The following is a 13,320-nucleotide window of genomic DNA, read 5'->3' on the forward strand; positions in this document are numbered from 1 at the left end:
AGATCGAACTGAACGAATTTCAAAAAATCAAAGAACCTTGTCGAGATTCCAGTATGATTTATGCGTGTTATCGATAGTTGAGGCATTGATTGATCCTGTTATTGGATCTCCATCATCATTAGTGATGTTTTGTACAGAACCAGGTATGGAGTAAGAAACAAGTAGACATAATGGTGCACCAACAAGTCCGTTCAAGGCCCAGGTCTTAAAACGATTTTGATGTGGTTTTTCCCTTTGATTTCGTTGAATAATAGTTGTCATCAATAAGACCATTGGAGACGCAACGAGTCCAACTGTTCCACCAAAGGCTCCTGCTAAAACAGCAAGTGCATAGCCCTGCCACTTTTCCGATAAGGGCTTTAGTTGTTGAATATCCCGAATGGTCTGGGAGGTTTGGAATTGCTTTGAGTTTGTTTGTAAGGTGTTACCGCAATCAGCCATATTGAATCGGGATGCAAGGGCACAATTATTCAATTGATTATCTCGTTATTGATTAATTCCTAAATCAATAATTGCTTAGAACATTCTGAGAATCAGCTCAGAGTTCTAAAGTCTTGTTGTCAAGGCTCGTGAAATGGTCTGTCTGCAACCAAGCAAAGCATCTCAGGTGTATGGTTTCTATTCGTTGGGAGAAGACAATGTCGTTTGCCCAAGGGATTGAACATTCATAAGCCTAAAAGCAAAATCATCAACTGAATTTACTTTCGTTCAAAAAATCGTTTTGGGTAGTAAATATTTCATTGAAAACAAGAAAATTCAGATGATTTGTTTTTTGTTCTCGATGAATTTGGAGCAGCAAAAATTATTGCAGATGGAACCTTTTTTAAAGATTTCAGGGTTGTCAGCAAAAACTGCATGTCGTTGGAATCTCCCGCTAATATTTTATAGGCGGGAGATTAAAGTGCTATTGTATCTTGACAATATTTACTGTCGGATTGTAGCCATTCTCGTTTTTGCTGACCATTTTGCTTGGCCCGTAATGCCTCATAACTACATTAAAATTACCTGTATTATTCCCTTCGCGGATTGGGATATTATTTGACTGTCCATCACATCTGCACCTAAGAGTATAAGTTCCATCAGAATTTTTTTCGGGGTTCATTTCGCTTGATAAGTTGGCAATATCGTTAAACACATATCCATTACCATTGTACACTGTTACTGACCAAAAATTCTCTTGCTTCAGGGTCTGGAAAATTCATTTCATAGCAGCCATCCGAGCTCATATACTTGCTTGCTTGGTAGATATTATCCTGAACCATCGCGCCTCCCCAGCCTCCTGCAGCTCCAACAAAATTCCAGTAAGGAGTTTGACCACTTTCCTTGTTGCCATAGGCTTTTGATTGATCGTAACCATTAGTAGAAATTGTATTGCCGGCGGCAGCAACTTTTTTGAAAGATGCATCGTCCCATTTTTTGACAACAAATGGATCTGAGCTATTGGTCTCCGTTTTTAAATTCCGTCGTGCATTGTCATCCAGAGTTCTGACGACAATAAATGCATGCTTGGTTTTTGTTGTCAGCTTGTGTCTACCTGGCCCGTAGATCATCGGTTGGGTTTCATGATTCTCATCTACCACTTGAACAGAGATGTATTTATCAGTTTCAGGTATGGTCAGAATGATTCCACCTGTCATGTCGAAAATGGATGTTGAATAGTAAGTATCTCTGTTCATGCGTACAACAAATTGCTTGGATGGATCACTGGATGCAACAGGCATTTCCAGGAACTTATTGACTCCTCCTGTATTTTTGATAATTGCATCAAAACGGAGATTTGAGTATGCCTGGGAAAAATTATCTTCAGTGACAACAATGCCTGACGAACTGTCGGTGACAATTTTTCCATCCACAATATCTTCTGATTGATTTTTAAAATTACGAAGTGAAATTTCGGCCTTGCCGATTGTCTTCTCATTTGGAAGATTTTCGGCCTGAGCTAAATGCCCAATGCAAAGCGCGCTCAATGGGGTGATCATTGCAAGAGTGAGAATTCGGGCCACAGATAAATCAAATCTTTTTTGCACAATCTATGCAAAATAATGATGTTTGCCAGCTCAAGCTGATCCAATTTGTGCAGATTACTTTGTTAAGAAATCAGATCAGACCCTGTCCGCTTAAGGTTCAACTTGCGGCGTATGGAGAAGCAAAGGCGAACATCGTTATTAAGTGCGTGGACGCTGTAGTAACACTGGGTGGAACTCTGCTCAATCAGCGCCCATTCAGCGTCAGATAATCAGCACTACGCGTCATTAAAACTATAAGTCGGGGCGACAGGATTCGAACCTGCGACCTAGTGCTCCCAAAGCACCCGCGCTACCAAACTGCGCCACGCCCCGTTACCTCCACATAGTAGAGCCTGACGTGCATCTGGGCGAAACCAGCTGCAGGCTGATGGTGAGCAGGTCAATGCTGTCCTGGCAGAGCTCTCAGAACGGTTCGGCACCAGTCCCATGTGGTTGCGATGACTGAGTGGAACGCTGTGAGCAGTGCCATCTACGCAAGGACGATGTAGCTGTCTGGGGATTTTGCCGGAATACAAGCCACCGTCAGCGATCTGATTGAGCGAACCACCGCCATGGCAGAGGCTGTAAAACCTGGTGAGCAGCTTCAGAAGAATCACTTGCACTGCTGAAAAACAATCAGGAGCAGATCAACGGAAGTTTTGCGACGTATCGCCGTGCATTGGCGGACCTGCACACCAAACAAACGACACCAGCCGTTCAGTCGGTGCTCTGAACACTGCTGCACAAGACAACAGAGGGCTGATCTGCATAGCCAGTGAGATCACCGAAACAGCAATCAACCTCGCTGGCTTGGAGGCAAAGAAGGCAGTCGACGAAGGCATGGAGGACCTTCTCAGCATTCTTTATCTGGGCCTGGAAGTGATGAGCATCGATGAGAAGGCCCTAGCCCCGTAGCTCGACACCGACGAGGTCGATCCAAACCGTGGCGTTTTCCTGACCTGTGAATATTTTCGCAGGGTGAAGGGCATCTGCGTGACCGAAGGCAATGCCAGGAGCAAGTATTAATACTCCATTTTTGAGCGAAGTCGGTAACTGATTATGTCTTAATGATGGGTGAGCGCGTGGCGAGAAAGCCAGGTGTATTTTTTTGATAGGTGGTAGGTATAATCTTACTCATTCTTCAAGCAGTCAGGAAATTATTAGCTGTTTCATATTGTTTCTAGTCACACAGATTCAAATGACAAGCAGGCGAATATTGGATATTAATGGCTATAGATATTCATTCTTTTGATGTACTTGCTAGGGGCTTCTTCTGCCCTGTCGTTCTTTGACAGTGCAGAAATTTCGGCAATTATTATTTCATTTTTATTTAAACTGGCGGGAGCTGTCGCTTTATGGATCGCCGGAGGCTGGCTGATCGGCCTGTCTTTGCGGGTCATGCGCCAGGCTTTAAAGAAATGGGCTCTCGACCCGACAGTCGTCAGATATCTCCTAAATATTCTTGGTGTCACCCTCAGGGTGGTTCTTGTTGTGGCAATCCTTGGATTTTTTGGAATCCAAACGGCAAGTTTCGCCGCACTCCTTGCTGGTGCTGGTGTTGCGATTGGCGCTGCTTGGAGCGGCATGCTCGGAAATTTTGCAGCAGGCGTATTTCTCCAGGTGTTACGCCCAGTCTCTACGGGAGATTATATTGACGGTGGTGGAGTTGAAGGAACCGTCAAAGAGGTGGGGATGTTCGTTACTTCGATTACTTCAATTGATAATGTTATTCATTACGTCCCCAACGGAAAACTCTTTAACGACACAATTAAGAACTATTCCGCCAATCCTTATAGGATGGTAGAGCTTGTTGCTCAACTTGATAACAGTGCAGACGTTGCACAAGCGATCAAATTATTGAAGGAAGCCATTAAATCTGTTCCGAACCAAATGGACGGTGTAGAAGCTGATGTCGAAGTCCTTGAGTTCAGTGAACGTGGTCCTCGATTGGCGGTACGGCCTTACACTGAAGTTACTAACTATTGGCAAGTTTACTTTGACACCAATCGCATGATTGTTGAAGTTCTAGGAAAAGCTGGCTTCCCCGTGCCTCGAATTCCAGTTGCAATGCAAGGTAGTTCTGTCAATTGAATTTTTTGAAAGTGTGGTCAATTAATCTGGGCTTGACCACACGATTCTCAAACTCAAAATCCATGAGGATCGGCAGTGGATTTAATTATTCTGAGAAACCATCAATACTTGGTGGCATGAGTGCGAGGGCCGGCCCATAAAACAGTGCCTAGGGATCCCTGCAGGCCAAAACGATTCACCGGTGCTCGGGCGTCCCGGTGGATCGGGCTGCCAAGCCCAGCGAAAGCGGCTAGTACTGGTGTCATAGTTTTGTGGATATGTCGATTGACCACGGGGTTTACAGCTCACCCGAGTCAGAGCGTCCGATCTTCCGGGACGTAGCTCCAGGCATGACAGTGATCGCCAAGCACGATTATCTGTCCGGCGAAAAGACTTAGAAAGATTGGTGGATACGGCGGTGCTGCCCGTGATCTCTCCATGCACAACCTCTTCCAGATCACTGATGTGGATTCCTGTATGATCCGTTGGGGCAACGCTGATCTGGTGCCTGACATCGTTCCCAACTACTGAAGGCAGGTAATTCGACGGATGTCGAGCAGATGCCATCCGAATAATCTGGATTTAGGTCAGAGATCGTCAGCAACACGAGGTCTCAACGACCTACAGGGGAGCTGTTGCCCCCCTCCTTAATGAGAAAAAGACACTAAATCACCCGATCAAGGGGTGTGACTCATATCCTGCTGATGTCTCCAGAAGGTCGCTAAGAGAGACTCGTACTTTGGAAATGTGCACAAGTCTCCACACAGTAGGGCCTGACGTACATCAGGACGCAACCTGCTCCTGCACTGGTTTTTCTATCTATGAGACAAGTGGTCAGAGATGACTGATCGTCTATAGCCACTCGACTGTGATGCAGCTGATATCCGCTTTCTTGACTCGCACCAAATATCATCAAGAAGCTTTAGTGCTATTTTGTTGCTTTGACGCAATAAAAAAGGTTGGTCATCTGATTTGAGTAGAGCACCTTTATGGTTCCTTTGGTTCCCTTAATCTGCTACTAAATGGCCCTGTCTCAGGAGCGACAATCCAATGGATTTGGTATGATACGGCTATTCTGAGTAGTTCTGTTTTACTTGCATTGATTTCCCTTAATTGCAAAAACAGCTAAGCCTCTGCGAAGCCATGATTTCAACTTATATATATTAGTATTCTGTGACTTTCGGGATTACAATGTCAATTCAAAATAATTTGGACTGGTTTGCTTAGCGCCAGTGTCTCGTGGTCACTCTTGTAGGTATCCGCAAGTTCGAGATTGAAAAACAATGCAGATTTTGCAGGAAAATAAGGACCAGCGTGCCAAGTACCAATGTGGAGTTTAAGGCCTTCGCCCGGCATCACCCTTAACAACCAGGCTGCTTTGGCAGCAAGCGTTGGACCTTGGGTCTCAGGTGGTGCTAACAACATCCAGAAAGGAAGACCTTCAGCTGAACCAAGACACTGGGTGGAATGCAAATGACGCGTCATTGATCGAACTGACAGCGACCTGTGCGGCAACCTCATGACGAAATAGCGCAGTTTTCCAGGACCGAATCGCAGCTCAGCAGACTCTTCTCCTACGGGAGTCATGTCCTCGGTCTCTCGAAGACCGGTGCCGCATTCATTTAGACGTGGATCGAGCAGAGACGAAGCTTGAAGAGGCTGATCATCGGTGAAAGAGGTGAGAACAGTATCAAGTTCACTAGGTTTTGAGTTCATTAGAGAATGTCAATATCCAGCATGATGGATTTGCACACAGTCTTACGTCCGTCATCATCCAAATGCGGACAACTGGTCTGTACTCACTGAATCAACCTCCAAAGCTTCAATTGTGGCACCAGGGACCACAGCTCGGAGTCACGCAGCTTGGATCTCATCTTCAAAGGGACAATACCAACCATTGATCGCTGATGGATTACGTGATGCGGGTGAACACTGACGGGATTTAAGGCGGTGATCCGGTAACTAAGAAGACCTAAAAATTCACCAGTGTCCGGAAGAGGTACGTACGAGTGTCTATATGCCTACAGAAATGCAGTTGATCCCAGCAACACCACGCAGTAACCCGTCTCAGAACAGTGAGTTATTGGGAGTAAGCACGTCTAAGTGTTGATGGCCACCACCATGACATTGTGACTGATGAATTAGATATTGGCTTTTCGTAAATTATCGGAAGCCTTTTTCAGATCCTCAATGGCAGCTCCAATCCTTGGGTCTCTTGGGTCTGAGCCTTCCTTATAGGGTTGGTGCCTATAAATCTCTTCGGGGAGCGCCTGAACGCGTTGATAGTAGACAATCGGGGACGCTGCCATTGCATCGATGTTTCTGGAACCTATTGGTAGCACTCACTTGACTTTTTGGACATGGACTTAATGCATGTCCTTCTGCTGCGTAAATTACTCAAATCACACCACTAAAATTGGGATCGAATCAACAGAGTTGTGTAAATATCTGGTGATTTCAGATTGAATGCGATTTAAAGCTATGGCCTGAATGCCGGTCTACAAGATTAAATTATTCCTTAGCATGGAACAACTCAGTTTTAAAAGAAGCAAAAATGGTTTTCATAGTGGATACATGCTGGATGTTCACATCGCCAAATTCTGGGCGCTGCAGTTGTCCGGCTTTCACTTGTTTTAGTAGAAAGATGCGTGCCATTATTTAATACAATTAAAGCTGGAGTAAGCTTTTTTATAATTCATAAATCTTTTTACCGGTCAATGCTGATTTGGACGCACTGTTTTATGTTTCTGTTTTCAGCTGTATTCTCTTCGCAAACGCTCAATATCTAAATTATTTTCAAATTACTCATGAATGTTTTCCCTTGATGTATTGTCGCTAACTGATTTATTTTTTTCAATTTCTCTGCTCATACTCATTCATTTGTTGATCACATCATCGAAACAACAGGTATTTCCATGGCGCGATATTTTAGATAAAAGCCGCCTAGGCCTTGAGCCAAAAACTGAATGCCGATGGATAATGTGAAAATTCCCATGATTCTGATAAAAATATTTATACCCATTGACCCTAGTAAGTTGAAAATCCCGGCGCTAAACCTGAAAATAACGTAATTTACGATTACCAAGATCACAATCGCTGCAAGAAGTTCGTGAGATGTTTCTGTTTGTGCTGCGGTTTCTGCAAATAAAACTATAGCTGAAAGTGTTGCTCCTCCAATGGTCAGTGGTATGGCTATTGGCACAACTGCTTCAGAATACATATTTTGGCTATCAATCCTATGCAAATTGATTTTTTGATTGTTGCTTTTTGGATCATTGATTTTTTCTGGACTGTGCCCCAGCATTTCAAGTCCGACTTTCCCCAGTAGGATTCCACCAGCTACCTGAAAAGCATTAATTGAAACTCCAAAGAAATTAAGTATCCTTGTCCCGATAAACATGAAGCCTACAAGTGTTATCAAGCAAGTTAAACTGCTAATAAAAATGATTTGATTGATTTTATTCCGAGGCATTCCTTTTGTCAGTAAAAGAAATGCCCCTAATGCCGATACGCTATTGCCGATTGCCAGTAATCGTGTCAGATAATCATGAAATGTATTTGGGTTAATCAGTGGTTGCACCTCCATTGCCAATGGCTTATTCGGCTATTGATTATTTTCAGTGGTGAAACGACTGATGGTCAGGATTTGGATCAGGCATAGGTGTATCCAGCTTTTCGAACCAGGCTATGGCGTTTCGTATGTCCTGAAGCAGAAGTTCGCCCATATCACGTGTAAATCCAGCACGGATTACAAAACGTAGAACGGAAATATCTTCACAATCAGCCGGCATCGTGTAGGCAGGCACTTGCCAGCCGCGCATGCGTAAATGATCAGAAAGTTGAAAGACACTCCACTTATCAATCGAGTCATCTAAGGTCACGGCAAAAACAGGCAACTGTCCTTTTGGATGACTTAGCAGCCTCATAGGACCCATCATCTCAATTGATTCAGCCAGGTATGTAGCGGTTTTTTCGAGGGTGTTCATACGTTGGCAATATCCTTCATGGCCTAGATGAATAAAATTAAAATATTGTGCAACGATTTGAGCTCCTGGTCGCGAAAAATTCATCCCAATTGTTGGCATCTGACCTCCTAGATAATTCACATTGAAACGAAGCTCTTCGGGTAGGTCATCCTGTCCACGCCACAGCACCCATCCCACCCCTGGGACAACTCCTCCATATTTGTGTCCACTTGTATTGATTGATTTCACCCTTGGGAGTCTGAAGTCCCACTTCAGATCAGGACTGTTGAAGGGTGCCACGAACGCACCGGAGGCGCCATCAACATGAATTGGGATATCGAGTCCCTTGTCTTTTTGCAATTGATCCAATCCATTCTGAATCGCTTCTACAGGTTCGTAGCTTCCATCAAAAGTGCTTCCCAGCACTGCGACAACACCAATTGTATTTTCATCGCAGGCAGCAATCGCGCCCTCCGCTGTCATCTGCAGATGATCTCTGGTAATCGGTACCATTCGTGCTTCGACATCAAAATATGCGCAGAATTTGTCCCAGCAAATCTGTGTATTGGTTCCCATGACAAGATTTGGGCGTTGATCATTCAAGCCCATCGCTTTTCGCTTTTGACGCCAATGCCATCGGAGCACCATTCCTCCGAGCATGCAGGCTTCACTTGATCCAGTTGTCGATGTTCCAACCGCCTGTTCGGCATCAGGCGCATTCCAGAGATGAGCCAGCATCTTCAGACATCGATTTTCAAGCTCCGCTGTCTGTGGATATTCGTCCTTGTCAATCATATTTTTATCTACGCATTCGCGCATCAGATGAAGAGCCTCAGGCTCCATCCAGGTGCCAACAAACGTTGCGAGATTCAGCATTGCGTTGCCGTCCAGCAACAGATGATCGTGGATCAATCGATAGGCAAGATCTCCTTGGATACCCTCTTTGGAGAGCTCGTACCGAGGCAGTTCAACCCATGTCATGCTTCGTTGGACTAGGCGATGCCCAAGGTTGGTTTGAAGATCCAGTTCTGGATTCGAGTTCTCCATCTTGGTTGCTGATAGGAATCTTTGTCTCACCCTTAGCTACGAATTGAATCAATGGGCATCTGATTTGAAATATTTCGCCGTTGTTATGGATTCTGTTCTGATTTTGTTGATGCTCTCCTGTACCAGAAGTTCACATGTGCGATTCAAGTTTATCCTGCTTTGATTATTTGAGTGCAACAACTTTCTCATTATTGTCTTCGATTATTTGCCAATCAGAGGCGGTTGATTTATTTAAAAGAATTGAGTTGAACTGTCAAATTTCTTCTCTTGCAAGCATTCAAGTCGCGACTTCAATGGAATAGCTTTAAACTTTTAATTCAATCATGGCGGCTAATTCTTGGCATGGCAGAAGCTTCCTGAGGGTGAAAATTGATTCTGTATTATCGATATTTTTATTTAATTAGTCGATATTTAATTAATTTAATCACATGTGTTTCGACGTTTTTTTAGGTGTGTGTCCAGTAGCTCAGGAAGACAATCAAACAGATCAGTTTTGTTGATGTAGTCGGCTGCTCCTGCTTCGATTGACTCCTGTCGCTTGATCTCGTCGTTGAAGGAAGTGGCAACGAGTATTGGCACCTCTTGTTCACGCTCCTTGAGATGTCGTAGGCAGGTCAATCCATCCATGACAGGCATCATCAGATCGAGCAGAATCAGATCAACTTGTTCACGATCCAAGTGATCAAGCAGTTCCTGGCCTGTGCTGAATGCCAAAGGCAGAACCCCTTGATCCTGTAATTCTTCTGCGATCAAGCTGCGAAGTCGAGGATCATCATTGACGAATGCAACACGTGGTTGACCACTCATGGATAGTCCATGGCTTCAGAAACCATCATGGCTGGATCCTGAAAGATCGGCTGAAATGGGTCGCCTGAGATTCGAACTCAGGACCAATCGGTTAAAAGCCGAGTGCTCTACCGCTGAGCTAGCGACCCTTCCTTGAGCCGGAGCAAGGGGTCCGGAACAGGCAGTGCCCTCAGGCACCACAGAAAAATATCACCCTGGCAAGCCATCGTCCAAGTGCGCCGTGATCCTGATCTGTGAGCAGCGGCTTGTAACTCATAACCGACTCGTTCAGGTTCTCCCCCCACCCGCTTGAATCAGCACATCACGTCCCGAGCTGGCAGCTGATGACTGATCCATCCATTGCACAGCGTTTGATCGTCGCAACTCCATCCATTGACCCTCTGGCCTGGGTCGCTGAAAGCGCTGTTGTGATGGGTGATGTCGAAATTGCGGCTGGTGCGAGTCTCTGGCCGACCGCTGTTGCTCGAGGTGATATGTCTTCCATTGTCATCGGTGCTCGTAGCAACGTTCAGGACGGCGCTGTTCTGCATGGAGACCCTGGTTCTCCTGTGCTCATCGGATCGGATGTCACGATCGGGCATCGGGCTGTGGTTCATGGAGCCACTCTTGAGGACGGATGTCTGATCGGTATCGGAGCGATCGTTCTTAACGGTGTCACCGTTGGTGCAGGCGCTCTCGTTGCAGCCGGTGCAGTCGTCACCCGCGACGTTCCGCCACGATGTCTTGTGGCCGGTGTTCCTGCCCAGGTGAAACGTGAACAAAGCGACGCAGCCGTACTTGAGCAGATACACCATGCTGTGAATTACTCGCAGCTGGCTGCCGGCTGGGCTCAAATGCTGCAAAACCAAACGGCCTGACGCTTTCGGTTCGTTGTTCGGCCAGCTTTCATTAATATCTTTCGACCATCCCTAGAACCCATGGATTTACGAGTTGTCGTTGTCGCTGCTCCAATTCTGATTGCTCTTGGATGGGCTGGTTACAACATCAGTCGTGCAGCGATCGGGCAATTGCAGATGATGCTGAAACGCGGAGAGGTCTGAGCTTCTCCGACCGGTCGCGACCCAATCGATAGGGTTGAGATCGGTTGACATCAAATTTTGAGCAACGGACCAGTCGTTGTCATCGGTGCAGGTCTGGCCGGAACGGAAGCCGCCTGGCAGCTAGTCCAGGCAGGCATATCTGTCCGACTGGTTGAAATGCGACCGCTGCAGCGTTCTCCCGCGCACCACAGCAGTGAGTTCGCTGAGCTTGTCTGCAGCAACAGTTTCGGAGCTCTCAGCAGCGACCGCGCTGCTGGCCTGCTTCAAGAAGAGCTTCGTCGTCTTGGTTCATTGGTGATTCGAATCGCTGATGCCCACGCTGTCCCAGCTGGTGGTGCTCTCGCTGTCGACCGAGGTCGATACAGCGCTGCATTGACTGAGATTCTTGAACGGCATCCCTTGGTCACGGTTGAACGTCGTGAACAGATGTCCCTTCCTGATCAAGACCAGATCACTGTGCTTGCGACAGGACCGCTCACCAGTGAGTCACTGGCGAATGATCTTCGCGAGTTCACCGGCCGTGATGACTGTCATTTCTTCGATGCGGCAAGTCCGATCGTCGACGGTGAAAGTATTGATATGGACAAGGCTTTCAGAGCGAGCCGCTACGACAAGGGGGATGCGGATTACATCAACTGCCCGATGGATCAGGTCCAGTATCTGGACTTCCGATCGGCGCTTCTGGCTGCCGAGCAAGCTGAACTCAAGGACTTCGAGAAAAACAGCGCCACATTTTTTGAGGGTTGCTTGCCGATCGAGGAACTTGCTCGCCGTGGTGAAGACACCATGCGCTACGGACCGCTGAAGCCGATTGGTCTCTGGGATCCGCGCTGGGGAGATGTCAACGATCGCGACATACGGAGGGCCAAACGCGCCTACGCAGTGGTCCAGCTTCGTCAGGAAGATAAAGACGGTCGACTCTGGAATCTGGTTGGTTTCCAGACGAATCTCAAGTGGGGAGAACAGAAACGAATTCTTCGCATGATTCCAGGTCTTGAGAAGGCTGAATTCGTGCGTTTCGGAGTGATGCACCGCAATACTTTCCTCGAGGCACCAGAGTTGCTGAAGCCCACGCTGCAGTTCAGAGAGCGTGAACGTCTTCTTGCAGCGGGGCAGATCACAGGAACTGAGGGGTATGCCGCTGCAGTTGCCGGTGGCTGGCTCGCTGGCACCAATGCTGCACGAATTGCCCTGGGTCTACCCACCATCGATCTGCCTCCCACCTGCATGATTGGCGCACTGACCCACTTCATCAGTGAGGCACCATCAGGCAAATTCCAGCCGATGCCCCCCAACTTCGGCCTGTTGCCTGCTTTACCGCAAAAAATCAGGGACAAACGGCTTCGCTATGGCGCCTACAGGGACAGAGCCCTGAAGGATTTGCTGCTAGCAACAGAGAAACACGAGTCTTTTGATGTCGCCTGTCCGGCCTGAAGAGCGGCTGATTGAGCGCCGTTCTTTGAAGATCGGCGTCTACGCCATGCACTGATGGCTGTTGCAGGGGTCGGTGTTCACCTTGTTTCGGGTTCCTACGCACTCCTCCTTGACGGCCTGTATTCAGCAGTGATGGTGGGTTCGGGCCTTGTGGCAGCAAGGATCAGTCGCAACGTGGTTCGACCGCCGGATCGTGCCTATCCGTATGGCTACGACGGGCAGGAAGCTCTTTACGTGCTTTTTCGTTCTCTGCTGCTGATGGGGGTGTTGTCCTTCGCTGCGATCTCAGCGCTCAGCACAGTGATTGATTACGCCTACGGGGTTGCCGTCAGCTCCGTACGGCTCGGACCCGTTGCCTGGTATTCCATTGCCATGGTGGCTTCCTGCTGAGGTCTTGCCTGGAGGCATCATCACGACTGGTGTCGCACAGGGCGACATTCTCAGATCCTGCTCACCGAAGCCAAGGCAGCGCGACTGGATGGTCTGATCAGCGGTCTGACAGGTCTGGCGCTGCTTGCTGCACCACTGCTGCAGGGCACCATGTTGTCTGGTTTGATTCCAGTCACAGACTCTTTGCTGGTCCTGGTGGTGAGTCTTCTGGTGGTGCGTGAACCGTTGCAGGGCTTCATGACCGCCCTTGGACAGGCAGCAGGCGCCTCGGCTGAGAGCGACCTCATCCGCAGCACCCGCCTGGCCCTTGAAGATCTTCTGGCAGGGCTGTCCTGCTGGCTTCTGGATCTCACGGTTTACCAGGTAGGTCGCACGGCTTTTGTGGTTGTTTATCTGAATCCAAGTCAACCGATGGACGGCGGCGCCGTCGATCTGATCCGTGATCGTATTCAGGAAAGATGCCAGTCCCTGTTGGCCTGTCCTGGACGAACAGAGGTGATTCTGACCGCAACACCGCCCTTCGCTGCGGCCGGTGTTGCCTAGGGTCTAAGGCTGCAGCAA

13 protein-coding genes, 2 tRNA genes and 1 pseudogene are annotated in these 13,320 nt (G+C 47.6%); 7 read left to right on the forward strand and 9 right to left on the reverse strand.

Features of this window, described 5'->3' with window-relative positions; translation table 11 throughout:
* Positions 1–27: 27 nt before the first annotated feature.
* The 4 genes from SIB83_RS15345 to SIB83_RS15360 all read right to left on the reverse strand — a co-directional run bounded on the left by SIB83_RS15345 (position 28) and on the right by SIB83_RS15360 (position 2,339).
* Entirely contained in the window at positions 28–441 is a 414-nt protein-coding gene (locus SIB83_RS15345; protein ID WP_413746350.1) for a hypothetical protein, read from the reverse strand.
* A 463-nt stretch (positions 442–904) separates the two neighbouring features.
* Complete coding sequence (locus SIB83_RS15350; RefSeq protein WP_413746351.1) at positions 905–1,156, reverse strand: hypothetical protein; 252 nt, start codon at positions 1,154–1,156, stop codon at positions 905–907.
* A complete protein-coding gene (locus SIB83_RS15355) occupies positions 1,143–2,003 on the reverse strand; it encodes a DUF1254 domain-containing protein (RefSeq protein WP_413746352.1) in 861 nt (286 codons plus the stop codon). The genes SIB83_RS15350 and SIB83_RS15355 overlap by 14 nt, the downstream gene beginning before the upstream one ends.
* Before the next feature lie 262 nt (positions 2,004–2,265).
* Positions 2,266–2,339: transfer RNA gene (locus SIB83_RS15360), tRNA-Pro, on the reverse strand.
* Between the two features lie 261 nt (positions 2,340–2,600).
* On the opposite strand from SIB83_RS15360, the gene SIB83_RS15365 reads away from it, so the two are divergent.
* The 3 genes from SIB83_RS15365 (at position 2,601) to SIB83_RS15375 (ending at position 4,607) form a co-directional block, all read left to right on the forward strand.
* Positions 2,601–2,921, forward strand: a complete 321-nt coding sequence (locus SIB83_RS15365; protein ID WP_413746353.1) for a hypothetical protein — start codon at positions 2,601–2,603, stop codon at positions 2,919–2,921.
* 336 nt (positions 2,922–3,257) lie between these two features.
* Positions 3,258–4,097 (forward strand): mechanosensitive ion channel family protein, encoded by an 840-nt coding sequence (locus SIB83_RS15370; RefSeq protein ID WP_413402581.1) that lies wholly within the window; start codon positions 3,258–3,260, stop codon positions 4,095–4,097.
* Positions 4,098–4,514: 417 nt separating this feature from the next.
* Positions 4,515–4,607: a DUF3104 domain-containing protein gene (locus SIB83_RS15375; RefSeq protein WP_413746354.1), complete on the forward strand. Its 93-nt coding sequence runs from the start codon at positions 4,515–4,517 to the stop codon at positions 4,605–4,607.
* Between the two features lie 663 nt (positions 4,608–5,270).
* Here the strand turns inward: SIB83_RS15375 and SIB83_RS15380 are convergent.
* The 5 genes from SIB83_RS15380 to SIB83_RS15400 all read right to left on the reverse strand — a co-directional run bounded on the left by SIB83_RS15380 (position 5,271) and on the right by SIB83_RS15400 (position 10,023).
* Positions 5,271–5,792: a hypothetical protein gene (locus tag SIB83_RS15380; RefSeq protein WP_413746355.1), complete on the reverse strand. Its 522-nt coding sequence runs from the start codon at positions 5,790–5,792 to the stop codon at positions 5,271–5,273.
* A 1,171-nt stretch (positions 5,793–6,963) separates the two neighbouring features.
* Complete coding sequence (locus SIB83_RS15385; RefSeq protein WP_413746356.1) at positions 6,964–7,662, reverse strand: MarC family protein; 699 nt, start codon at positions 7,660–7,662, stop codon at positions 6,964–6,966.
* 31 nt (positions 7,663–7,693) lie between these two features.
* Positions 7,694–9,088: a glutamate decarboxylase gene (locus tag SIB83_RS15390; RefSeq protein WP_413402588.1), complete on the reverse strand. Its 1,395-nt coding sequence runs from the start codon at positions 9,086–9,088 to the stop codon at positions 7,694–7,696.
* A gap of 420 nt (positions 9,089–9,508) precedes the next feature.
* Positions 9,509–9,895, reverse strand: a complete 387-nt coding sequence (locus tag SIB83_RS15395; RefSeq protein ID WP_413746357.1) for a response regulator — start codon at positions 9,893–9,895, stop codon at positions 9,509–9,511.
* 56 nt (positions 9,896–9,951) lie between these two features.
* Positions 9,952–10,023: transfer RNA gene (locus SIB83_RS15400), tRNA-Lys, on the reverse strand.
* A 195-nt stretch (positions 10,024–10,218) separates the two neighbouring features.
* On the opposite strand from SIB83_RS15400, the gene SIB83_RS15405 reads away from it, so the two are divergent.
* The 4 genes and pseudogenes from SIB83_RS15405 (at position 10,219) to SIB83_RS15420 (ending at position 13,302) form a co-directional block, all read left to right on the forward strand.
* On the forward strand, positions 10,219–10,752 hold the full coding sequence (locus tag SIB83_RS15405) for a gamma carbonic anhydrase family protein (protein WP_413402591.1): 534 nt from the start codon (positions 10,219–10,221) through the stop codon (positions 10,750–10,752).
* Positions 10,753–10,812: 60 nt separating this feature from the next.
* A complete protein-coding gene (locus tag SIB83_RS15410; RefSeq protein ID WP_413402593.1) occupies positions 10,813–10,935 on the forward strand; it encodes a photosystem II protein Y in 123 nt (40 codons plus the stop codon).
* Between the two features lie 57 nt (positions 10,936–10,992).
* A complete protein-coding gene (gene trmFO, locus SIB83_RS15415; RefSeq protein ID WP_413746358.1) occupies positions 10,993–12,369 on the forward strand; it encodes an FADH(2)-oxidizing methylenetetrahydrofolate--tRNA-(uracil(54)-C(5))-methyltransferase TrmFO in 1,377 nt (458 codons plus the stop codon).
* Positions 12,350–13,302 (forward strand): annotated as a pseudogene (locus SIB83_RS15420) (cation transporter). Before trmFO ends, SIB83_RS15420 begins: the two are co-directional and overlap by 20 nt.
* The last annotated feature ends 18 nt before the right edge of the window (positions 13,303–13,320 follow it).

Source organism: Synechococcus sp. MIT S9507 (assembly GCF_047304715.1).
In the GTDB taxonomy this organism is placed as follows: domain Bacteria; phylum Cyanobacteriota; class Cyanobacteriia; order PCC-6307; family Cyanobiaceae; genus Synechococcus_C.